The sequence below is a fragment of the Nocardia aurea genome, from assembly GCF_003123685.1.
GTDB classification, from domain to species: Bacteria; Actinomycetota; Actinomycetes; order Mycobacteriales; family Mycobacteriaceae; genus Nocardia; species Nocardia aurea.
Genome location: NZ_QCYJ01000103.1, coordinates 161254 through 183639 on the forward strand (window position 1 = coordinate 161254; position 22386 = coordinate 183639).

At 64.7% G+C, this 22386-nt stretch carries 20 protein-coding genes and 1 pseudogene; 12 read left to right on the forward strand and 9 right to left on the reverse strand.

Annotated features, from left to right (window positions below; genetic code table 11):
- Positions 1-82 precede the first annotated feature (82 nt).
- The 4 genes from DAT37_RS21910 (at position 83) to DAT37_RS21925 (ending at position 4775) form a co-directional block, all read left to right on the forward strand.
- Positions 83-1561: an acyl-CoA synthetase gene (locus DAT37_RS21910; RefSeq protein WP_232839975.1), complete on the forward strand. Its 1479-nt coding sequence runs from the start codon at positions 83-85 to the stop codon at positions 1559-1561.
- Between the two features lie 257 nt (positions 1562-1818).
- The gene (locus tag DAT37_RS21915; protein WP_157978608.1) at positions 1819-2856 is read left to right on the forward strand and encodes an ABC-2 transporter permease; all 1038 of its coding nucleotides are present in this window, start codon (positions 1819-1821) and stop codon (positions 2854-2856) included.
- Positions 2857-2888: 32 nt separating this feature from the next.
- Positions 2889-3941 (forward strand): DUF3533 domain-containing protein, encoded by a 1053-nt coding sequence (locus DAT37_RS21920; RefSeq protein WP_157978609.1) that lies wholly within the window; start codon positions 2889-2891, stop codon positions 3939-3941.
- 189 nt (positions 3942-4130) lie between these two features.
- Complete coding sequence (locus tag DAT37_RS21925) at positions 4131-4775, forward strand: TetR/AcrR family transcriptional regulator (RefSeq protein WP_157978610.1); 645 nt, start codon at positions 4131-4133, stop codon at positions 4773-4775.
- Between the two features lie 216 nt (positions 4776-4991).
- Here DAT37_RS21925 and DAT37_RS21930 read toward each other — a convergent pair whose 3' ends face one another.
- Positions 4992-5753: a 3-hydroxyacyl-CoA dehydrogenase gene (locus DAT37_RS21930; RefSeq protein ID WP_109526709.1), complete on the reverse strand. Its 762-nt coding sequence runs from the start codon at positions 5751-5753 to the stop codon at positions 4992-4994.
- Positions 5754-5939: 186 nt separating this feature from the next.
- Positions 5940-6656 carry a TetR/AcrR family transcriptional regulator gene (locus DAT37_RS21935; RefSeq protein WP_109526710.1) on the reverse strand — a complete coding sequence of 239 codons (717 nt, stop codon included), beginning with the start codon at positions 6654-6656 and terminating at the stop codon, positions 5940-5942.
- A 151-nt stretch (positions 6657-6807) separates the two neighbouring features.
- Between DAT37_RS21935 and DAT37_RS21940 the strand changes: the two genes are divergently transcribed.
- A complete protein-coding gene (locus DAT37_RS21940) occupies positions 6808-7986 on the forward strand; it encodes an acyl-CoA dehydrogenase family protein (RefSeq protein WP_109526711.1) in 1179 nt (392 codons plus the stop codon).
- A gap of 27 nt (positions 7987-8013) precedes the next feature.
- Here the strand turns inward: DAT37_RS21940 and DAT37_RS21945 are convergent, their stop codons facing one another.
- A complete protein-coding gene (locus DAT37_RS21945; RefSeq protein WP_198654382.1) occupies positions 8014-8598 on the reverse strand; it encodes a TetR/AcrR family transcriptional regulator in 585 nt (194 codons plus the stop codon).
- Between the two features lie 102 nt (positions 8599-8700).
- Here DAT37_RS21945 and DAT37_RS21950 point away from each other — a divergent pair, with 102 nt between their 5' ends.
- A complete protein-coding gene (locus tag DAT37_RS21950) occupies positions 8701-9837 on the forward strand; it encodes an acyl-CoA dehydrogenase family protein (protein ID WP_109526712.1) in 1137 nt (378 codons plus the stop codon).
- Between the two features lie 1405 nt (positions 9838-11242).
- Here DAT37_RS21950 and DAT37_RS21960 read toward each other — a convergent pair.
- Together DAT37_RS21960 and DAT37_RS21965 are read right to left on the reverse strand one after the other, a co-directional pair.
- Positions 11243-11941 carry a hypothetical protein gene (locus DAT37_RS21960; protein ID WP_198654383.1) on the reverse strand — a complete coding sequence of 233 codons (699 nt, stop codon included), beginning with the start codon at positions 11939-11941 and terminating at the stop codon, positions 11243-11245.
- 498 nt (positions 11942-12439) lie between these two features.
- Positions 12440-13162 (reverse strand): TetR/AcrR family transcriptional regulator, encoded by a 723-nt coding sequence (locus DAT37_RS21965; RefSeq protein WP_109526715.1) that lies wholly within the window; start codon positions 13160-13162, stop codon positions 12440-12442.
- Between the two features lie 135 nt (positions 13163-13297).
- Between DAT37_RS21965 and DAT37_RS21970 the strand changes: the two genes are divergently transcribed.
- From DAT37_RS21970 to DAT37_RS21985, 4 genes are read left to right on the forward strand one after another with little or no spacing between them, the layout of a single operon-like run.
- Positions 13298-13669: a DoxX family protein gene (locus DAT37_RS21970; RefSeq protein ID WP_109526716.1), complete on the forward strand. Its 372-nt coding sequence runs from the start codon at positions 13298-13300 to the stop codon at positions 13667-13669.
- 32 nt (positions 13670-13701) lie between these two features.
- The gene (locus tag DAT37_RS21975) at positions 13702-14343 is read left to right on the forward strand and encodes an NAD(P)-dependent oxidoreductase (protein ID WP_109526717.1); all 642 of its coding nucleotides are present in this window, start codon (positions 13702-13704) and stop codon (positions 14341-14343) included.
- A 29-nt stretch (positions 14344-14372) separates the two neighbouring features.
- On the forward strand, positions 14373-15227 hold the full coding sequence (locus DAT37_RS21980) for an NAD(P)H-binding protein (RefSeq protein WP_109526718.1): 855 nt from the start codon (positions 14373-14375) through the stop codon (positions 15225-15227).
- 57 nt (positions 15228-15284) lie between these two features.
- Complete coding sequence (locus DAT37_RS21985; protein ID WP_109526719.1) at positions 15285-16154, forward strand: LLM class flavin-dependent oxidoreductase; 870 nt, start codon at positions 15285-15287, stop codon at positions 16152-16154.
- Here DAT37_RS21985 and DAT37_RS21990 read toward each other — a convergent pair.
- From DAT37_RS21990 to DAT37_RS22000, 3 genes are all read right to left on the reverse strand, one after another.
- Positions 16114-17403 carry an IS256 family transposase gene (locus DAT37_RS21990; RefSeq protein WP_109526720.1) on the reverse strand — a complete coding sequence of 430 codons (1290 nt, stop codon included), beginning with the start codon at positions 17401-17403 and terminating at the stop codon, positions 16114-16116. The genes DAT37_RS21985 and DAT37_RS21990 overlap by 41 nt on opposite strands.
- 560 nt (positions 17404-17963) lie before the next feature.
- Positions 17964-18854, reverse strand: a complete 891-nt coding sequence (locus DAT37_RS21995) for a tyrosine-type recombinase/integrase (protein ID WP_198654384.1) — start codon at positions 18852-18854, stop codon at positions 17964-17966.
- A 108-nt stretch (positions 18855-18962) separates the two neighbouring features.
- Positions 18963-19535: a TetR/AcrR family transcriptional regulator gene (locus tag DAT37_RS22000; RefSeq protein ID WP_109526721.1), complete on the reverse strand. Its 573-nt coding sequence runs from the start codon at positions 19533-19535 to the stop codon at positions 18963-18965.
- Between the two features lie 107 nt (positions 19536-19642).
- On the opposite strand from DAT37_RS22000, the pseudogene DAT37_RS22005 reads away from it, so the two are divergent.
- Positions 19643-19844: pseudogene (locus DAT37_RS22005) on the forward strand (NADH:flavin oxidoreductase); the annotation flags it as partial.
- 43 nt (positions 19845-19887) lie between these two features.
- Positions 19888-20931 (forward strand): LLM class F420-dependent oxidoreductase, encoded by a 1044-nt coding sequence (locus DAT37_RS22010; protein WP_109526722.1) that lies wholly within the window; start codon positions 19888-19890, stop codon positions 20929-20931.
- Between the two features lie 115 nt (positions 20932-21046).
- Here DAT37_RS22010 and DAT37_RS22015 read toward each other — a convergent pair whose 3' ends face one another.
- Positions 21047-22318: a cytochrome P450 gene (locus tag DAT37_RS22015; RefSeq protein ID WP_232839920.1), complete on the reverse strand. Its 1272-nt coding sequence runs from the start codon at positions 22316-22318 to the stop codon at positions 21047-21049.
- Between the last annotated feature and the right edge of the window lie 68 nt (positions 22319-22386).

The window sequence follows — 22386 nt, forward strand, 5'->3', positions numbered from 1 at the left end:
GACACCACTCGACCAGAAAAAGGGGTACGGCGTGAATCTCACGGAACTGGCGGCCCGACACGGGAACAAACCCGCGATCGTGATGGCCGCAGGCGGCGCAATGCTGACCTACCGCGAGCTCGAGGAGCGCTCGAACCGGATCGCGCACTTCTTCCGGTCCCGGGGACTCGGGCCCGGCGACCATATCGCGATCCTGATGCAGAACCAGATCGAGCTGTTCCCGGTCGTGTGGGCCGCGCAGCGGGCCGGCCTGCTCTACACGCCGGTGAACTGGCACCTGAGCGCCGACGAGGCCTCTTATATCGTCGCGAACTGCGGTGCGCGGATGCTGATCCACTCGGCGTCGCTGACCGATCTCGCCGAGGCGGCCGAAGTCGCCGCGCCCGAGCTGCGATCACGATTGCTGGCAGGCGGCGATACCGACACCGTCGAGCGACTCGACGACGTGGTCGCAGGACTGCCGAACACGCCGATAGATGACCAGTGCGAGGGCTACTACATGCTGTACTCCTCCGGAACGACAGGACGCCCCAAAGGAATTCTTCCGAAACTGGCCGGACACCCGTTCGGAACCGGATTGGCAATCGACCACATGATGGGCACCGCGTTCGGTTTCGGGCCCGACAGTGTCTACCTCAGTCCCGGGCCGCTCTACCACGCCGCTCCGCTGGGATGGACCATGGGCACCGTGCGCAACGGTGGCACCGCCATCGTGATGGACAAGTTCGACGCGGAACGCACCCTGCGACTCATCGACGAATTCCGGGTGACCCACGCGCAATTCGTCCCCACCATGTTCGTGCGGATGCTCAAGTTGCCCGAAGAAGTCAGGGAGCGCTACGACGTATCCAGCGTTCGACTGGTGGTGCACGCCGCCGCGCCGTGTCCGGTGGAAGTCAAGGAGCGAATGATCGACTGGTTCGGGCCCACGCTGACCGAGTACTACTCCGGCAGCGAGGGAACCGGCTTCTTCATGATCGACACGCCGCAGTGGCTCGAGCATCGAGGCTCGGTCGGCAGGGCGGTTCGAGGTGTCGTGCACATCTGCGACGCCGACGGTAGCGAGCTCGGCCCCGGCGAGGTAGGCACCGTCTGGTTCGGTGACGTCGAACGATTCGAGTATCTCGGCGATGCGGCCAAGACAGCGGAGGCGTTCAACGACAAGGGTTGGAATACGCTGGGCGACCTCGGGCACGTCGACGAGGACGGCTATCTCTACCTGTCGGCCCGACGGTCCGATCTGATCCTGTCCGGCGGGGTGAACATCTATCCGCAAGAGATCGAAGATGTTCTCATCTCGCATCCCTCGGTGCTCGACGTAGCGGTGATCGGCTTGCCTGACGACGAGATGGGCCAGCGTGTACACGCCGTCGTCCAACCTGCTCCGGGAGTGACCTGTGGAGTGGGCCTCGAGCGCGAACTGATCGATTACTGCCGCGAAAAGCTGGCGCACTACAAGGCGCCCCGCTCGGTCGGTTTCGGCGAGGTTCCACGGCTGCCGAGCGGGAAGATCCTGCGGCGGCAGTTGATTGCCGACCACCGCGCGGCCGGCACCAGGTAAGTGCGTCGACCGATATCCAGGTGCTTCGCCTAGCCGTCGACCTCGAGCGCATCCGACACCGCGCCTCGTCGGTGACGTCCGCGGCGGCGAAGCGCACTCGGCCACAGATTCTTGGCGACGAACATCTTCGTTGGAGCAGGCTCGGGTCGATGACGACGACGAGGGCCAGGTCACCTTTTTAGCTGCTCTTTTTTACAGGTGTTGTGCTAATTTACATCTGTAAATGATCTCGTTCGTCCGTTCTGAGGAAGAGAGCTGTGGCCAATTCATCTCGGCCGAGCCGTGACCGAGGGTGGCAGAGCACTGCGAAGCTCATGCTCGGCGCGTTGATATTTCCGCTGTTCATGGCAATCGCGCTGCCCGGTGTCTACCTGTACGCCCTACATGAACCGAGCCCGCGCGCCATGGGCGTGGAGGTGATCGGCACCGATCAGCAGGCCACGCGGCTTGTAGCCGTACTATCGGCTCGAATGGCGCCCGCGTTCGATATCGGGAATGTGGCCGATATCGACACCGCGCGCGCGCATCTCGAAACTCTCGACATCCGCGGTGCGTTCGATCCGGCGACTGGCACGCTGTATGTGGCCGGTGCGGGCAGCGCCGCCGCCGCCGCCACGGTGACAACGGCGTTCGAGGCCGTCGCCGATGGGCTGGGCATGACATTGACCGTGCGCGATATCGCGCCACTGCCCGCTTTCGATCGCCTCGGTATGAGTTTCCTGTTCGTCGGACTCGCCGCCATCCTGGCCGGTTTCGTGACCGCGACCGTGCTCAATCTGGCGGTGTCGGGGCTGTCGCTGCGCACCGAACTCGGCATCATCGCGCTGATGGGGATGATCGCCGCTATCGTGACGACCTTCGTTGCCTACAGCATGTACGGGGCGGTCACGAACAATCTGTTCGCGGTCGCCGGGTTGGTGTGGCTGGCCGTTGTCACCGCCGGTCTACTGCAATCGGGTGGCATCAAACTCATCGGACCCGCGATGACACTGGTCAGCATTGTCATCCTCATCATTCTCGGTATCCCGTCATCGGGCGCTGCGGTGCCGGTCGATATGACCCCCGCGCTGTTCACACATCTGCATTCCTGGTTGCCGACCTCGGCCGTGCTCGACGCTTTGCGCCGCACGATCTATTTCGACGGACACGGCATCGGGGCGGATCTGTCGATCATCGGTCTGTGGATCGGCCTCGGCGCCGGACTGATCTGGCTGTCGCGGCTTCGTGGCGCGCAACAGCCCCCGGCCGAGGCAGCGGCGGCGGTCGAGGGCGAACCCGCGGGGGCTGCCCGATGACACCACGCGACATCGTTCAGGAGCCGACCTTCATGCCGAATACCCCCGCACCGGTGATGGATCCAGCGCTTTCTCAGCGCAGACTGATCACCGGTGTATTGATGCTGCCGCTGTTCTTCCTGATCTTCTTGCCCGGTATGTTCATCGGCGCTCTGCACTCGCCGACCCCCGACGGGTTGCGGGTGGCCGTCATCGGCGACACCCCGCAGGCGAACACTGTGGTCGGGCGACTTGCCGTCGCAGCCGAGGGGTTCGATGTACGGCGGCTCCCTGACGTGGACATCGCCGCGGAGCAGTTGCGTGGGCTCGACCTGCGAGCCGCCTACGATCCGGTGACCGGAGATCTCTACATCGCCTCCGCGGGCGGAACGCAGTCGGCCACCGCTGCCGAAACGCTGTTCTCGTCGGTGGCCCGATCCCTCGGAACACCCGTCGAAGTCCATGATGTGGCGCCGCTACCGTCGGCGGATCGACTCGGTACGAGCGCGCTGTACATAGGGATCGGCGCGATCGTCGGCGGATTTCTCAGTGGCCTGATCGTCTGCATGATCGCGGCACGCCTGCCCATCGGCTGGCAGGTGCTGACCGTGTCGGTGATGTCGGTGGTAGTCGCCGGTATCGAAACCCTGTACGGCTGGGTGATATTCGACATCTTCTCCGATAATGCCTCGGCGAGCACGGCGTTACTGGCGGGACTGGCATTGGTCAGCGGACTGGTCACCTTGGCAGGTATGCGGCTGATAGGCCCGGCGATGATCATGCTGTCGCTGCTGGTCCTGGTCTTCGGCGGGGTGACCGCCTCCGGGCTTACCGTCCCGCTCGATCTGGCACCCGAGTTCTATCGCTGGATCCACGAGATCCTGCCCACGGCCCGCGGACTGTCCGCGCTGCGCGCGATCGTGTATTTCGATGGCCACGGTATAGCAGCCGACCTGGCCGTCATGGCGGTCTGGGGTATCGCCGCGCTCGCGCTACTGGGGGTGCTACGGAACAGGTCCGAGGTTCCCGGGATGGCGGCACTGCAGAATGCCGAGGTCGACGAGGCAGTGGTGGCCGTGGGCGCTGCGGCCGCGACATCGGCCTGATCTCCCGTTCGTGATGCCCGGCCGATACCGCTCTCGGGCGAGATGGCCGATCGACCGGGCGCAGTACGGTCACTTTTGTCTGCGGGGCCAGTATTCCAGTAGTCGCTTTCGGCTCCGACCACCGAGATAAGTCGGTAGGTGACAGGCTTTCGGAGCGGTCTGATCTACGGTGGTTGTGCGACATATGTCGTGCAGCTCGCCCGGATTGCTGGAGGAATGGTGACGACTGGTTCGTCGGAGGCGTTCGACCTCGCATCGGAACGGCTCGATGCGCGGGTGGTGCGTACCCGCGATAGCCTCCGGACCGCTGCTTTGGACCTCGTCGCCGAAGCCGAATGGAACGAGATCTCGGTCACCGATATCACCAAGCGTGCCCGAGTCAGCAGGCCGACGTTCTATCTGCACTACGCGTCTCTGGACGAACTGGCCGCCGACGCGCTGATCGAGCAGATCCGTGCGTCCGCCGACGCGGGTGGGGAGCCGGACTCGTCCGATATACCGGGGGCGCTGGTCGATTTTCTTCGTGAGGTCAATCAGCATCGTGTGGTCTATCGCAGGATGATCGGCGCACGCAGCGTGGCGGGCATCGCGCGTGAGATGGTTGCGGGCCATCTAGCCGAACGTTTGGTGCAGTGGCGCGTGGCAGGGGCCGACGCCGACGAGTCGGCACAGTTCATCGCAGGGGGGATTCTGGGTTTTCTGTCGTACTGGCTGCGTTCCGACGAGACCGAGTCGTCGGAGAGGGTGCTCGATACTGCCCACCGACTTTGGGCGATGATTCGCGGTCCGCGATTCATCGATGACGAGACCTTCCCCGACGCGGCGGGTACCTGACGCGAGATCGTTATCCGATCCTCTCCGGGCGGAGTGAACATCTATCCGCAGGAGGTCGAGTACATCCTCGTCGTGCACCCCGCGGCGCTCGATGTCGCGGTGTTCGGGCGCCAACTGATGACCGACCATGGTGGCGCTCGCGCGAGCCAGGTTGACCGGTCTATCAGCGTGGGGTGGTCTGCTGTCGTGCGAACCACCCCACGCTCCCGGACAACCTCAGCGCGGCGCCATCCGAATGGCGCCGTCGAGGCGGATGGTTTCACCGTTGATCATCGGGTTGGCCACGATATGCGCTGCGAGGGCGCCGTACTCCGACGGGTCGCCGAGCCGGGACGGATGCGGGACCTGGCCGCCGAGGGACTGCTGAGCCTCGTCCGGGAGGTTGCCGAGCAGCGGGGTCTTGAAAAGCCCCGGTGCGATGGTGTTGACGCGAATGAGCAAGGACGCGAGGTCGCGCGCGATGGGCAGGGTCATGCCGACGACTCCGCCTTTGGACGCGGAGTAGGCCGCCTGACCGATCTGACCCTCATAGGCGGCGACCGAGGCGGTATTGATGATGACACCGCGCTCGCCGTCGACGGGTTCGGTCTTCGCGATGCGCTCGGCGGCGAGGCGAAGCACATTGAAGGTGCCGATGAGGTTGACGGTGACGACCTTGGTGAAGGCGTCGAGCGGGAAGGCGCCGTTCTTGCCGACGGTCTTGATGGCATTGCCGATTCCCGCACAGTTGACCGCGACCCGCACCGGCCCGAGTGATTCGGCGACATCGAGGGCATCGGATACCGCGCTCTCGTCGGTGACATCCGCGGCGACGAAACGCACGCGATCGCCCAATTCCTTTGCGACGGCCTCGCCGTCGGAGGAGGCGAGGTCGATGATGACGACGCGGGCACCGTCGGCGAGCAGGGCTTTGGTGGTGGCAAGGCCGAGGCCGGAGGCGCCGCCGGTGACGACTGCCACGCTGTCGTTGATCTGCATCTCGGATGTCCTTTCACGGCGGCGCCCGATGCGCCACCATAGATTACATAGTTCACTATGTAATCTATCTGAAGGTGGTAGGTCGGTAAAGGCGCGATTGTGCCCGAGAGGCTCGGCAGGAGCTGTGACGCCTGTATCGCTCGGCGTGGTGAACGGAATCGCCGCCGCGGGTCGGGTATTCGGCGGCTATCGATGTGCGGCGCGGTGCGTCGGGGGGTTGAGTGTCGTGCCGACCTCGGTTTCGGCGAGTACCGCTCCGTCGGCATCGAGTAGTTGCACTCGTACCCGGCCTTCGATATGGCGCGCGGTGTGCCCGCTCGGCTCGGTCGCGTTTGCGCTGAGACCGGCGACCGCGGCGTCGGTCAGATCCTGGGCGTAGTCGATCAGCGAGCCGGGAAGTTGGTCGGCGAGCCATTGGCGGGCCATGGCGTGAGCGGGCCCGGTGATGACGGCCACCATTACCGTCATCGGCAGATCGCGAACTTCACCACGGGTGATCAAGGGTGCCAACCACTCTCGGTACGAGCCGAGAATATCGTCGTTCATGCTCCGCAGTCGCGTGCCGTCCTGGCTCGATGAGTCGAGTCGGCCCTGAGAGTAGAGAAACCGCGCGCGCGCCACATTGGCCTCGATCCACGACAGCTGATGCCGGATCAGGCCGCCGACGGCGTCGGCGATTGTTGTCGGCCCGGTGGCGAGCACCTCGCGGTAACCGTCGTGGATCGACTGGATCGAATCCACGTACAGCGCGCCCGCTATCGCGTCCTTGCTGGCGAAGTGGTGGAACAACGCTCCGTTCGATACCTCGCTGCGCTCCCGGATTCGTGCGATCGTGGTCCGCTCGTACCCGTCCTCGTCGAAGCAGTGCAACGCTGCCTGAAGAACTCGCTCGCGGACTCCCACCGTTTGCAGAGTAGTGCTCTTCCGCTTCTTTCCGGATCGGTGCAGCACTTCGGCGGCCGTGTCCCTGGTCGATCACCATTCACGAGCAGAGTATTACTCCGGAGTGTTACTCTGCTCGCGTGGTGTCAGCTGACCAGAAGCCGGAGTACCGATGACAGCCTTCGTGCACACTGCCAATTCGTTCGAACTCTCGAGTGAACACGCTCGACTACAGGACGAGGCCCGACGAACAGCGGCCGAGTTCGGGGCGCGGGCGGGCGACGTTCGTCGGCATCTGATCGATCACAGTGAGATACACCCCGAGTTATGGACGGCCTTCCGTGACCGGGGGTGGGCTGGGCTGGGTCCGTCGGGCGGCGACAACGGACTTCTCCGGATGACGCTCGTGCTGGAGGCGTTCGCTGAACAGGGAATCGTGTTGTGGATGCCGGTGCTGTCAGCGTCGATCTGCTACGCCATCGCGACGGCCGGTCCGCAGTCGGTGCAGGAGATGTGGCTGCCTCGCGTGTCCGCGGGAGCTTCGCACCTCGGAATTGCCGCGACGGAACCACGTTCGGGCCACAACATGTTCGGTGTCGAGACCGAGATCCGAAATGTCGGCGAGCGTTTCCTCGTCAACGGTCTGAAGAGAGTCGTCTCCGGAGTGGACGTGGTCGACCGTGTGCTGGTTCTCGGGCGCGCCGACCTCGGCGACCGTGCCGCCGGGTATACGACTGTGCTGGTAGATCCGCGCTCGCCAGGCATAACCATCCGGGAAGTGGCGATGGGCTACCGCGAAGGAGTCCGTCAGTATCAGCTCGAGTTCGACAATGTCTCGGTTCCCGGCGACGCGCTCGTCGGCGTCGAGGGGAAGGGGTTGCTGACGATGTGGCCGTTCACGCATGTCGAGCGGGTGCTGACGGCGGCCGTCTGTACCGGTACGGCGGCCTATAGTCTCACCCGTGCGATAGCGCACGCCAAGAACCGAGTCATCGCCGGCAAAGACCCCATCGGTGCCGAACAGGCGATCGCGCACCCTCTGGCCGCTCTACATGCCCGGTTGGCGGCGACACGAATGCTGGTGTATCGCACAGCGGCCCGCATCGATGTAGGTGCCGATGCCGACACCATCGCAGGCGACATCAACATCGCGAAACTACTCGCCGCCGATCTCGCCCACGACGCCGCTGACCATGCGATGCAGGTACTGGGCGCGACAGCCTGGGAGGAGAACGAGGGCATGCTCGACATCTACCTGGACGCGCGGCTGTCGCGTTCCGGACCGGTCAGCAACGAGTTCGCGCTCAACCACATAGCGCATCGGGTCCTCGGTCTGCCCGCCCGGTCGTGATCAGCCGCAATTGGAAAGGGTTAGACGCTAGACACTGATGCCTGCGGTGAGGATAGCGGCGAGCTCTCGGTAGGCGTCGGCGTCGTCGAGGCCGGTGCTCTCACGCACGCCGCGTTGTTGGATGCGGACCATCATGGTGGCGACGAGGTCGGCGGCGAAGGCAGCGTGCACGTCGCGGAATTCGCCGCGGTCGACACCGTCGTCGATCAGTCGCCGGACACGGCGCGCGGCGAGCCGAGTGTTCTTCTCGTACACCTCGCGTGCGGGAGTGAACGCGTCGAGGTCGGCCATGAACCGGTCCGACGCAGTGGCCAGGGTGATGCCGACAGCGGACAGGTAGGCGGTGATCTGCTCGCGAGCGCTCATGATGCCGTGGATGCGAGTCTCTATGTCGTCGGTGGCCCGTCGGAAGAAGTGCACGGTAGCAGCGCGGACCAGTTGTTCCTTGCTGTCCGCGAGAGTGTAAAGGGTGGATTTCGAGCATCGCAGGGTGCGGGCGATGTCATCGACGGTCAGGTGTGCGAAGCCTTCGGTGAGGAACAGATCGAGCAGTGCGTCGAAGAGTTCGCCACGGCGTCGGGTCGCGAAACTCCGTCGGGTCAGCTGCTCCATGAGATCAATAGTACTGAAGGCCGCCTTGCAGTACTGTCCGCCGTTCAGTACTTTGGGCAGTAATCTAGTACTGGGTTTCGTAGTGCCTCAAGGGAGAAGTCTGTGGTTGTCGAACGTCTGCTGCCCACCGAAGAGGCTCGTGATCTGATCGCGCTGACCCGTGATATCGCCGACAAGGTCTTGGACCCGATCGTCGACGAGCACGAGAAATCGCAGACCTATCCCGACGGGGTTTTCGCCACCTTGGGTGAGGCGGGGCTGCTGAGCCTGCCCTACCCGGAGGCGTGGGGTGGTGGTGGGCAGCCCTACGAGGTGTACCTGCAGGTGCTGGAGGAGATCGCGGCGCGGTGGGCGGCGGTGGCGGTCGCGGTGAGCGTGCACAGTCTCGCCTGCCATCCGCTGCTGGCCTTCGGCACCGAGCAGCAGAAACAGCGTTGGCTACCGGAGATGCTCGGCGGCAACATGATCGGTGCCTACAGCCTGTCCGAGCCGCAGGCTGGCTCGGATGCCGCAGCCTTGGCCTGTCGGGCCACCGGGGTCGAGGGCGGGTATCGGGTCAACGGCGCGAAGGCGTGGATCACCCACGGTGGCATCGCTGATTTCTACAATCTCTTCGCACGTACCGGTGACGGATCCCGTGGAGTCTCGTGTCTGCTCGTGGCCAAGGGCACAGAGGGGCTGTCCTTCGGTAAACCTGAGGAGAAGATGGGTCTGCACGCGGTGCCGACCACCTCGGCGCATTACGACAATGCCTTCGTCGGTGAGGAACGTCGGATCGGGGCCGAGGGGCAGGGTTTGCAGATCGCTTTCAGCGCACTGGATTCCGGTCGGCTCGGGATCGCCGCGGTGGCCGTGGGATTGGCGCAGGCGGCGTTCGACGAAGCACTGGCCTATGCGGGTGAGCGCACGGCATTCGGTAAGAAGATCATCGACCACCAGGGGCTGGGTTTCTTGATCGCCGACATGGCCGCGGCGATCGACTCGGCTCGGGCCACCTACCTCGACGCCGCGCGACGTCGCGACGCCGGTTTGCCGTATTCGCGGCATGCGTCGGTGGCCAAACTGGTGGCGTCCGACGCTGCGATGAAGGTTGCCACCGATGCGGTACAGGTGCTGGGTGGCTACGGATATACCCGGGACTTCCGTGTCGAGCGGTATATGCGCGAAGCGAAGATCACGCAGATCTTCGAGGGCACCAACCAGATCCAACGCTTGGTGATCAGCCGCGCGGTCGCGTGATTACGACAAGCGTCGAGCTGATGCTGCGAGGTGCGTTGACGGGGTCGCGGGTGGGGTGTCGACGACCTGCGTGACGGCCGGCGTTCGCATGTGGAATAGGCGTTGGCCTGTGCAGATAGGGTCTTGGTGGTGGACGAGACCGGATTTCTCAACAAGGGGGGGAATCGGCTGGGGTGCAACGCCGGTACTCGGACATGATCGGGTGGGCGGAGAATTCCCAGCTCGGAGTGTTCATCGTAGTCTGAAGCTCAGGGCGAGCGCTGATCGACCGGGAACTGGCCCGAATCATGGATCGGAATTTCGGTGCCCTCCCCGCCGGATATGCACGAACAAGCGTCGCGGTCGCCGAAGCCAGGTGGGCAATAGAGGAGTGCTTCCAGGCTGCCAATTATGAAACTACGAAATATCTCACTGTCGTGCTACAGAGTCTGCCCTCTGGGGGGCGGACCAGGTGGCCTCAATCGCTTGGGACAGCCCACTCTTCCTCCTGACTGTGATGATTTTGCCTTCGGCGTTGCTGAAGGGGCGCGCTAGTCCAGCGCTGGCGCGGCAAGCAGGAAGAACAATCGCTTCGTCATACCAGGTTGTGGCGCTTTCGCGTCCGCAGCGCGCCGAACGAATCGGCAAGTAATTCTACGCCGATGCCACAGCCCACCAATGATTTCGAAGACTGAGGTCCGCGCTCGATCGCCTAAGTGACTCTCAGGCGCTGTCTTTGCTGAGTCCCGCAGGCGGCACTGTGCTCAATCCTCGGCACCGATCCGGTCGCGCGGGGCAGCATCTGGCACCTGCCCACGGCCGCGCCACTGACCGGTCGTCAATACATCGGACTCGCCACGGTGCCCGGTGCCCGTGTCAAGGTCATGTCCTGCACGACGATGCGGATCGGAGCGTTGTTCAATTCCGGGCCCGGGAGACACTCGAGATGGGCTACCAGTACACCACGCCCTATGCGTTCGACTCCCACGCTTTCGAAACGACCTTCTCGGCGGTGGCGACTCCTGCCCAGCAGGGGATCGCGGTGTCCGTCGCCTCTGCGAGGAATCAGATCCCGATCGGTAGAAGGAGCTGGGGAACGAGATCGAGAGACAAGGATGGCGCCTGAGTGCCCCCAACGTCGCATGATCGGAAAGACATCGCCAATCGAACCGGCACCGTTCACTCGCGCCCGGGCCCACCCCGGGTGACCTCTACTTCGCCAAGGGTCGGCAAACTTCCAGGTAGATACGTCGGCCGAAAGGGTGATCACCGCCGTTTTTCGGATTCCGGTTGGCTGAGGACCTGGACGCGATGCTCATAGGCCTGTTCGAAGGCGATCAGGCCCACGGCGAGCGTCAGGACGATCAGCACGACGATCACGAGCGGTGCCTCCTACTACGCGCGGCAGTGGTGCGGGGCTGGCTGTCTAGCCGGCCGCTACGTCTTTTCGTGCGGCGTTGACGAACTCGTCGATCGCGGTGTTGTTCACGAATCTGTCGATCGCGGCGGCGCCGGCGGCGGCAAGTCGTGGCCAGTTCTCATCGGTTGCGATCTGGTGGTTGCGGGCATACTCGAAGGTCGGCGCCAGCGAGTCCGGACCTTGGAGCAGCGCGGTTTGTGCGGCGTTGATTCCGTCGAGTTCGGCGTTGGCAGAGGCGCTCATGACGATGTGGAGCATGGCCGTACTCCGCAGATACGGCACCAGCGCATCGTGCAGTCCGGTCATAGCGGTTTGCACGAGGTCGTTGTTCGCGGGGCGTATCAGAATCCCTTTCAGATCGCCTAGTTGCAGTTCGATGCCCAGGTAGGCGTTGACGAAGTCCGCGTAGGCGCGCAACCGGTCAGCTCTGAGCGCTTGATGACGCGCGAGCCTTTCCTGTCGGTCTATCTCGGTGCTGCTCACGTGCAGCGATGTCCACGCGGAAACTCCGGAGGACAGCAGGGCGGCCACCGCGGCCAGGGCTGCGACCGTCAACGCGTAGCGCCCGTTGCGTGAGGCGACTCGGATCTGCTGCTGGACCGCGTCGGAGAGGTCATTCGGCGGCTCGGCCCCGGAGGGATGAGACCGATCTTCGTCAATCTCCATGACATGCCTCCATCGTCCGAAGCAGCGCGAGGGGCTCAAGCAAGTACTGGCCGGCAGCCCGTCCAGTGTGAGCGGTTCCGTCGGTTGCCCCGGTTCCCACGCCCGGACTTATCCGTCTTGTGAGGTCCCGTTCCGGAAGCCGTCCCGTCCGCAACTGGCGGCGCCGAACGCATCAATAGACGGCGACGGGCTGGTCCAGGCCGCCCTGTCGGGGATACATCCGTGACCGCATCCTTGAAGGCCACGAATCCGCCCGCCAGCGCGGCAAGACCATCGGCGGCGGCGCCGTCGCCGACGAGGCCATGCTCGCTATGGCATTGCACTTGCGCGAGCAGAACCACAGCCTGCGTGACATCGCCGCTCGCCTGGTCGTCACTCGCGGCAACTAGGGCCGTCACCCCTCGCCAGCCACTGTTCTGCGGCTGCTGCGCGAGCACGACCAGAACGTGGCCACCGCTGCGGCGTCCTCGCGACCCGCGTGATCCGGCACGGCACGACGCAGACCGATCGGGGCGGTCGTCCTTCGATCGTGTCTGCTCAGGGGTCGGGAGAGTCGTCTTCGTGGGGCGCGTGGGTCGGGGTGCTGCGGCCGAGGCGGACCATGGCGCGGTAGAGGGCGCGGGGGCTGGGTGCTGGTGGCAGCGGGGGTGTTTGGGTGCCGGGGGTGGCGAAGGCGCGCAGCATGTAGGCCACGAGGCGTTGCCAGGTGTCGGGGGCGGCGTCGGCGGTGGCGGCGATGACTCCGGCATTGGCCATGAGCAGCATGGGCATGTCCTGGTCGGTGAACTCCGGGTCCAGGTGTCCGCTGTCCTTGGCGCGGGTGATGAGTTCGAGAAAGCCGTGGTAGGCGTGCGCGCGGCGGGTTTCCAGGGCTTTGGCGGCGGGGAAGGTCATGGTGAGCACGTCGGCGAACCCGCGGTCGGCGGACTGCATCGCGCACACCGCCCGCACGTAGCCGGTGAACCCTGTCCAGGGGTCGGGGTCGGCCAGGGCGGTCTCGACGGCGGCGGCGTAGCCGTCCATCCGGTCGGCGAACACCGCGGCGATGAGGTCCTCGCGGGTGGCGAAACGCCGCGACAGGGTCGCTTTGCCGACCCCGGCTTCGCGGGCGACCGCGGCCATCGACACCCCCAGGCCTTCGCGCGCGTACAGCTGCCGGGCCGCGTCGATGATGCGTTCACGGTTGCGTTCGGCATCGGCGCGCAGCTCGTGCTCGGGGAGTTCGGCGGGAGCGGATCGGGGTGTCGGCGAGGGTGTCACCCGCCCCACTCTAGCTAAATGGAACAGGCTACCCACTTGTGTTGTTACACTCTCCGAAGGAAACGGGTAGCCCGTTCCACTTACAGAGTCCAGGTGGGTTGACCTGCCTCGATGACCGACAAGGAATGCCTGCCGATGAATGTTGCGTTGTGGATCGTGGCCGGGGTGTTGGCGGCGATGTTCGCCATGGCCGGGGTGATGAAGTCCACCCAGCCCAAGGACAAGCTGGCTGAGAAGTTGCCGTGGGTGCAGGATGTATCGCTGCCCACACTGCGGTTGATCGGTGTGTCGGAACTGCTCGGCGCGCTCGGTTTGATCCTGCCCGCCTGGACCGGGATCGCTGCGATCCTGACCCCGATCGCCGCGACCGGCCTGGCCGTGATCATGGCGTTGGCCGTGGTGACCCACGCCCGGCGGAAGGAACCGGCCGCGATCGTGTTCAACCTCGTGTTGCTGGCCGCGGCGGTGTTCGTCGCCTGGGGACGTTTCGGCCCCTACGCCTACTGACCCCCGAGCCTGCCTCCCGGAGGAGATCCCTCATGAAGGTCACCGTTTTCGGCGCGACCGGCGCCATCGGCTCACTCACCGTCGACCGACTGCTCGACGATGGACACACCGTCACCGCCTATACCCGCAACCCGGCCAAGGTCCCCGACCGGTGGGGCGACCGGGTGCGGCTGGTCATCGGTGAAGTGTCCGACGCCGCGGCCATCGACAGTGCTGTCGACGGCACCGACGCCGTCGTCAGCGCACTCGGTCCGAGCATGGACCGCAAAGCCACCGGCACGCCGTTGATCGAGGGCACCGCCAACATTCTCGAGGCGAGCAAGCGCCACGGGGTGCGTCGCTTCGTCGGCCACGCGACTCCGGCGGTGCTGGATCCGCAGGAGAAACCGACCCTGGTCACCCGGTTCACCAGTTTCATGCCGCGCACTTTCCTGCGTCGGGCCTACGACGAGATCACCGGCCTGTCTGCGCTGATCAAGGACTCCGGCCTGGACTGGACCATCGTGCGGTTCATCGCCCCCAAGGACGGCGACCCCAAGAGCCGCGTCAGGGCCGGGTTCTTCGGCACCGACGAACTCGGCTTCGCGATCACCCGCGCCGACATCACCGCGTTCACCGCCGACCAGGTCGAAGACACCCGCTACCTGCGCCGCGCCCCCGCCATCAGCAACTGACCCCTCCCGCAACCGAATCGGAGCATCTCGTGTCCATCGTCATCACCGCCGCCTCCGGCCACCTCGGCCGCCTCGCGGTCCTGGCCGTCCTCGGCCGTGGCACCACCCCCGGCGATATCGTCGCCGGGGCCCGCGACCTGTCCAAGATCGCCGACCTCGCCGAGCGCGGTGTGCCGACCGCGGTCATCGACTACGACGACCCCGCCACAGTCGAGAAGGCCGTGTCGCCGGGTGACGTTTTCGTGCTCGTCTCGGGCAACGACCTGGCCCACCGCGACCGTCAGCACGCGCAGGTGATCGCCGCCGCGGTGCAGGCCGGTGCCGCGCGGATCGTCTACACCAGTGGCCTGAAAGCCGACGACACCGCGCTGGCGATCGCGGCGATGCATCTGTCCACCGAAGACGCGCTACGCGCTGCCGGTGTACCGTTCACGATCCTGCGTAACGGCTGGTACAGCGAGAACTACGCCCGCGACATCCCCACCGTCGCCCAGACCGGTGTCCTGCTGTCGAGCACCGGACACGGCACCGTCGCCTCGGCCTCGCGCCGGGACCTGGCCGAAGCCATCGCCGCCGTGGCCACCACTGACGGACACCACAACGCCACCTACGAACTCTCCGGTGACACCGCCTGGACCTACGACGACCTCGCCACCACCCTCGCCGAGGCATTGGGCCGCCAGGTCACCCACCACAACGTCACCACCGAGGAACACCGCGCCATCCTCACCGGTACCGGGGTCCCCGAGCAGTTCGTCGACATGGCAGTCGCGGTCGACGCCGGACTCGGGGCGGGCGCGATGGGATTCCGCAGCGGTGACCTGTCACGGCTGATCGGGCGCCCCACCACCCCGCTGATCGAGACCCTGCGCACCCTCGTCTGAAAACCGTATTCCGACGCGCTACCAGCCGCCTGCGACGGTAGCGCCTCACCCTCACGATTGGATCAACTCGTCACCGCCGCCGCGGCCACCACCGACGGCATCAAACTCGGCACCGCGGTCGCGGTTCTGTCCACCGACGACCCTATCCGGGCCTTCGAACAACTCGCTATCGCCGACGCCATCGCACCCGGACGCATCGACGCCGTCGCCGGACGCGGATCATCCACCATCACCTTCGACCTGTTCGACCACGACGAAGCCGACTACGACCTGCTCTTCGCCTCCAAACTCGACCTACTACTCACGGTCAACACCACAGAGAACATCGACTTCGCCGGGCCACACCGCCGTAAACCACTGCGCGACAACACCGTCTACCCACGCCCCGCCCGACCCCTACCGATCTGGCTCGGCACCGGCGGCAGCCCCAACTCCGTCATCCGCGCCGCCGAACTCGGCGTCCCGATGTTCATCGGCATCCTCGGCGGCACCCCCCAACACTGGGCCCGATACGGCCACGCCTACCGCCACGCCTGGACACAAACCGGTCGCCCTGCTGAACAAAGCCGCATCGCGGTAGCCGTGCACGGATTCGTCGGCCCCGACAACACCGAAGCCAAAAGCCACCTACCTGCGCCACGAACTCGCCATGTTCGCCACCGGCGCCGCCGAAGCCCGACGCCCACCCATAACCCCGACCGGCCGCGAAGACGACCTCCAACCCGGCGGCATGGTCTTCGCAGGCAGCCTCGACGAAATCGCTACCGCATCATCGACCCACATCAAGTCCTGGGCCACGACCGCCAGATCCTGCAAATGGACATCGGCGGACCCCACACCGTGCACGCGGGGACTGTTTCGCCAAGGGTGTTTCCGGCGGTTTCTTTTAGTAGGTTTGGGCGTCGGGCCAGCGGTCGGCGAAGGTGATCGCGAAGGCGTTCACGGCGGGTTTCCAGCGCATGGTCCATCGTGCCCGACCCGTCCCGGTCGGGTCCAGTGATCGGGTTACCAGATACAGGCATTTCAGGGCGGCTTGCTCGGTGGGGAAATGACCACGCGCCTTGATCGCCCGCCGGTAACGGGCGTTCAAGGACTCGATGGCGTTCGTCGAGCAGATCACCCGACGTATCTCGACGTCGTAGTCGAGGAAAGGAATGAATTCCTCCCACGCGTTCTCCCAAAGACGCGTGATCGCAGCATATTTGGTTCCCCACTTCTCGGTGAGTTCGTCCAGTGCCGTCCGGGCCGCGGCGGCATTGACGGCGGTGTAGATCGGTTTCACATCCCGACGCAACGCGTCCCAATCCTGACGGCCCGCCAACCGGAACGTGTTACGGATCAAATGGATGATGCAGGTCTGAACCGTGGCCAGCGGCCACACATTGCCGACGGCGTCGGGCAGGCCTTTCAATCCGTCGCAGACCAGGAAGAACACATCCTTGACCCCACGGTTACGGATGTCGGTGAGCACACTGAGCCAGAATTTGGCGCCCTCACCGCCGGTGCCGGCCCATAACCCCAGGATGTCCTTCTCGCCGTTGACCGTGACGCCGATCGCGGCATAGATCGGTCGGTTGGCGACCTGACCATCACGCACCTTGACCACGATGGCGTCGATGAACACGGCCACATAGATTTCGTCCAGGGGCCGAGCCGACCATTCCTGCATCTCGGCGATCACCTTGTCGGTGATCCGCGAGACTGTTTCCTTCGACACCGAGGACCCGTAGATCTCGGCGAAATGCGCCGAAATCTCCCCGGTGGTCAGCCCTTTGGCATACAACGACAACACGATCTCATCGACCCCGGTCAGGCGTCGTTGGCGTTTCTTGACGATTTGGGGTTCGAAGGTTCCGTCGCGGTCGCGGGGCACCTCGATCGGGACATGACCGGTCGCCTCGGTCAACACCGTCTTGGACCGTGTTCCGTTGCGCACGTTGGTCGAGTCCCGATCCGCGGGAGCCTCGTTCTTGTCGAAGCCCAGGTGCTCGGTCATCTCCTCGTTCAAAGCCGTCTCCAGGACGGTCTTGGTGAACTGTTTGAGCAGTCCGTTCGGACCGGTCAACGACAAGCCCTGTTCCTTGGCCATCCGGACCAGTTCCCGGGCGGCCAACTCCTCGGCCGAAGCCTCGGATGGCTTCTTCTTCCTCGTCACGGCATCAAGTGTCGCCATCACTGCACCTTCCCGCTGAGCATCACTCAGCGAATCAGGCCGGAAACACCGATGAATCCACAGTCCCTGCACGCGATGCTGACCCGCTGGCGACCTCTCGGTCGGGCGCAAACAGGTTGAGCGGGTGATGCGGGCCGCTGGGTTGCCGGGTGCCGCCTTCGGTAACTACCGCCTCCCGCAGCCACCATGGCTGTGAACTCACTGCCGGGGTACTGGAGGTGGGGTGCGGTGAGCGCGGGCAGTGGCAACGGGACACGCCACTACGCGCCCAGAGCGGGGGCGCCGACAGGCTGGCTGCGCGCCGTCTCGAGGGCTTGATTCGGGAGCGGCGTGAGGCTCGGGGCTGGAATCACGTCGCTCATCGGCGTGTCCCTCCGCGGAGGAGTCGGCCGTGGTTCGGTCGGCGGCTGATCGATCCGGTGTCATTAGGGTGAACCAACACTCCGGGAGGCAGCGGATTCGCTATCGTGCGGTGTTGGAAACACTCCAACAACACACAAAACGCGGCGAATGCGCAACTTTGATGTGTTCATAGCGCTGACCACAGCTTGTTCCGGGCCAGATTATCCAGTCGGTGCCCGTCGTGCCAGCGGGTGACGTAGTGCGGGTGCAAGGGATGGTATTCGCCGGTGAGAACCGAGACCGCCTCTGCCGACTCGACCAACGCGGACGTAGGTAAAGGTGGCCGAGCCGTGTCCGGGGTTGCCGAGGCTCTGTCGGGCGTAGGCGCGGGCGATGGCGATGCCGAATTCTCGTTCGACCCATGTGAGGGTGGTGTGGCGGATCCAGTGCGCGCTGACTCCGAGTGCGTCGGCCCACGGCAGGTGGGTGCGGAATCGTGTCGAGAGTGTGTCGTATCGGCGTCGGGAGATCGGCCGACCGTTGCGTGAGCGCAGGAGCCGCTCCGATGCCTCGCCGCCGCGTTGGGCGGCGTGTTCGACCAGGCGTGTCATGAGTGTGGGGGAGACGGGGTGCCAACGCACGACGCCGCCTTTCTCATGGAGTTTGATCAGGCAGTCCGCGATGTCGAGGTCGCGGGTTCGCAGTTGTAGTGCGGCTGCGCGTCGGCAGGCGGTCTCGATGTGCAGTCGTACGATCAGTGCGTCGAGCGCGGGGTCGTTGCCCGTGGTGGCCGCGATGTGGGCGAGTTCTTGGACCTGTTGCAGTGTGAGCGCGTGTCGGGATCCGGGAAGTGGTTGTGGTCGTTGCACGGCGGCCGCGGGGTTGTCGAGTGGGTGGATGAATCGGTCGCGTTCGGCGTGCTTGTAGACGCATCGGATGGCGGAGACGAAGTGGGATACCGCGGCGCGTCCTTCGCGTGAGTTGGATCGCACGACCGCGTGGGCTCGGTGTGCTTGTACGAGTTGTTCGATCTCGGTGGCGGTGGGTTCATCGAGTCTGCGCTGAGCCCAGAGGCGTTCGATGATCCGCCAGTAACTGTCGTAGTTGGTCACGGTGGTGGCAGGAACCGCAGCGCGCAGCAGCCCCGCAGCGCGCGACGCACTATGCGGATCCCTTACCAACTGACGCGACGGGACCCGTCCTGGTTGGCTGGACCGTTGTCAGCGAATGAAGCCGAGAGCGTTCTGAATGCCTTTTTCGAGAACCTCCTCGGAGAATTCCTCGTCTGATACTGCACGGGACAGCTGTAAGGCTCCGACCATGAGGGTGTAGAGGCCGAGCGCCTTGCCGCGTGCGGATTGTGGATCCTCCGGCGCGAGATGGGCGGCGATCACGTCGACTATGGAGCGGGCACCGTCGGTGTAGGCGCGCCTTGTGGCAGTGTCGCAGCGCCCGATCTCATCGAGCAGCGCCGCGGAGGGGCATCCGTCGCCCCGGAGATCCCGGTGCTGGCGTGAGAGATATTCGCGCACAAAAGCTTCCAGGGCATCATTGCTCGTCTCGAGCGCGTCCAGAGTTGCACGCTGGACGCCGAGCTCTCCGGCGACGACGTTGGCCACCAGGTCGTCCTTGGATTCGAAGTGGGCGTAGAACGCGCCGTTGGTCAGGCCTGAATCGGCCATGAGTGTCGCGATGCCCGAACCGTCGATCCCGTGCTGTTTGAACCTGCGCCCGGCGGTCTCGATGATCCGCTGACGCGTCGCGTGTTTGTGCTCGGTGCTGTATCGCGCCACCCGTCTTGCCTCTCGTTGAGCCTTGCGGTCCCTCACTCCAGCAAATAGGCTGCCAATCATAATATTATGAACGACAGCTAATCAGTCGAGGTATGAAGGCCCGATCGATGAATTCTGTGAACGACCCCCTCTCGCTGCCGTGCGGGCAGGTTCTGCCCACGCGGATCATGAAGGCGGCGATGGGCGAGGCGTTCGGCAATGTCGTGATCGAGGACGAGCGTGACCTTGACGCGCGACGCGCTCACGCGCTGGGTCAAGGCGAGCTACGACTTCGGCGTGCCGATCTGGGTGCAACTCAACCATCCCGGGTAGGTACAGTCAAATCTGACTGTACCTACGAAGAGGTGATGAGATGCTGGTGGACGGCAACTTCGGCGGTGTCATCGACGGCACCGCCGGCGGGGATCTGGCGGATCTCGACGAGCAGATCGCGGCAGCGGACCGGGCGGGACTCGACGGAATCTGGACGACTGAGATCAGTCGTGATCCGTTCCTGCCGTTGGCGCTCGCCGCGCGACAATCGACGCGGCTCACATTGGGAACTGCCATCGCGGTCGCCTTTGCCCGTAACCCTATGACTGTTGCCGTAACCGCGAATGATCTGCACTGTCTCAGCGGCGGCCGGTTCGTGCTCGGTCTCGGTACTCAGGTCAGGGCGCACATCACGCGCCGATTCGGCATGCCGTGGTCCGCACCGGCGGCACGCATGCGGGAGTTCGTCCTGGCAGTGCGGGCGATCTGGTCCTGCTGGGAGCATGGCACCGAACTCGACTTCCGCGGCGATTTCTACCAGCACACCCTGATGACACCGATGTTTCGTCCGCAGCTGAGTCCGTGGGGAACTCCGCCGGTGCTATTGGCGGCTGTGGGGGCGGAAATGACGAGAACAGCGGCCGAGGTCGGTGACGGTCTGATCGTCCACGCGCTGACCTCGGAGCGTTTCTTGCGGGAGGTGACGATGCCGATCGTGTCCGGCGGTTTGCGGAAGTCAAGTCGTGAGCGTGGCGAATTCACTATCAGCTTACCGGGATTGGTCGCCACGGGGTCCGATGATCGTGCACTCGAAGTCGCCGTGCGTGCCGTGCGCGAACAGATTGCGTTCTATGGCGCCACACCCGCCTACCGAGCGGTGCTCGACCTGCATGGCTGGGGGGATCTACACACTGAACTGCACCGCATGTCGAAAGCGGGCCAATGGTCGACGATGCCGGATTTGATCGATGACACCGTGCTGGGAACTTTTGCGGTGGTTGGTGATCCCGAGCATGTCGGTGCCGAAATTCGCCGCAGATTCGATGGACTCGTAGACCGATTCACGCTGTACACGCCGTACCCGATGGCTGATTCCGTTCGAGCCAGGGTCGTCGATGCCGTGCACCGACGGCCTGTTACGTGAAACCGTGGCGGCACCGCGACCGTGACCGAGCTTCGTGAGGCCGATCGGCATTTCGTCTGAGCGGAAATCCGGAATCTGGTGCCTGCGAGGCAATTCTGAGCACGCATGTCCTGTGCTATCGCCCGACCAGCGGGGGTGTCGATGGGAAGGTCAGAGGAAGTGCGGCCAGCATTCGGTGCAGTGGACCCGGTCGCCAGGCCAGCTGGTCGGGGGAGACCGCCAATGTGATTTCCGGCAGAGCGTCGAGTAGCTGTTCGATCGCCTCGTGAGCGATGGTCATCGCCAGTGGTTGTGCTGGGCAGGTGTGTGGGCCCGCGCCCCACGAAAGGTGGGAGCGGTTTCCGGTGCGGTCACCCGCGATGGAGGGGTCGTTGTTGCAGGCGGCCGAACTGATGACCACGGGCTGGTGGGCGGGCAACCATTTGCCGTCGAGAATCTGCGGCTGGCGCGGATAGCGTACGCAGAAGTTGGCCCACGGAGGGTCGCTGAACAACACTTCTTCGATCGCGTCGCGGGTCGATATCGCGCCACCGAGAACATTGCCGCCGAATCGGTCATCGGTCAGCATGAGCAGCAGCGTATTGAGTATCAGGCCGCAGGTGGGCTCTGTGCCGGCGGCGTACAGCAGCGCTGTCTGATGGACTATCTCCGTATCGTCGAGGTTGGCTGGGTGAGTCATCAGATGGGAGATGAGGTCGTTTCCGCGGCTTCCGCGTTTCCGCTGCACGACCTCGAGCAGTATGGCTTCGAATATCGCGTTGCCGCGCTGGGCCGTCGCGGTGTCCGCTGCGTCGAGGACGGCGGCCATCCCGGCGAGTGCGCGCTGCCCGGCTTCCGGTGGGACACCCAGCGTGTCGTTGAGCACGTGGAATGTGAGGGGCAACGCGTATTGTCCGAGTATTTCGACTGTCCCGGATTCGCAGAACGTGTTGATCATCGGGGTGGCGGTCCGCTCTACGACAGAACGCAATGCGTGCAGATCGACGCGATCGAGTGCCGCGGTGCACGAGCTGCGCAGTCGCGCGTGTGCCTCACCTGTGCTGCGCAACGGGATCGGGCGCCATTGCAACAACGGCAGCACAGGGCAGTCGGTGGGCATCTGTTGCTGCCAGATCCGGGGGTCGGCCGGGTAGTGCGTTTCGTCGTCCAGAATGCGCAGTGCCTCGCGGTAGCCCAAGACGAGAGTCGCGGGGACCCCAGGTGCTAATTCGACGGGCGCGAACGCACCATAGTTGTCGCGTAGCTCGCGGTAGACGCGGTGGGGGTCGGTCATGAACTCGGTGGCGTACAGCGGCGCGCACGAGCCATCGGCGGCTGGGATCTGCGGGGAGCGCTGAGAAGCCGGATCTTTTCGCTGGTGTGACAGCGAAGCCGGTGGCGATGTCACAGGGCGACTCTAGACAGCAGGCGTCGGTGCCGCAGCTGAATCGAGGCTCGTTCTGCGGAACCCCTCAC

What these genes read in the sequence shown, in the direction of transcription:
- DAT37_RS21975 (WP_109526717.1), top strand. Translation starts at nt 13,702, where the DNA reads ATGAAGGTCACCGTTTTCGGCGCGACCGGCGCCATCGGCTCACTCACC.
- DAT37_RS21940 (WP_109526711.1), top strand. Translation starts at nt 6,808, where the DNA reads ATGACAGCCTTCGTGCACACTGCCAATTCGTTCGAACTCTCGAGTGAA.
- DAT37_RS21910 (WP_232839975.1), top strand. Translation starts at nt 83, where the DNA reads ATGGCCGCAGGCGGCGCAATGCTGACCTACCGCGAGCTCGAGGAGCGC.
- DAT37_RS21945 (WP_198654382.1), bottom strand. Translation starts at nt 8,598, where the DNA reads ATGGAGCAGCTGACCCGACGGAGTTTCGCGACCCGACGCCGTGGCGAA.
- DAT37_RS22010 (WP_109526722.1), top strand. Translation starts at nt 19,888, where the DNA reads ATGCTGGTGGACGGCAACTTCGGCGGTGTCATCGACGGCACCGCCGGC.
- DAT37_RS21930 (WP_109526709.1), bottom strand. Translation starts at nt 5,753, where the DNA reads ATGCAGATCAACGACAGCGTGGCAGTCGTCACCGGCGGCGCCTCCGGC.
- DAT37_RS21920 (WP_157978609.1), top strand. Translation starts at nt 2,889, where the DNA reads ATGCCGAATACCCCCGCACCGGTGATGGATCCAGCGCTTTCTCAGCGC.
- DAT37_RS21970 (WP_109526716.1), top strand. Translation starts at nt 13,298, where the DNA reads ATGAATGTTGCGTTGTGGATCGTGGCCGGGGTGTTGGCGGCGATGTTC.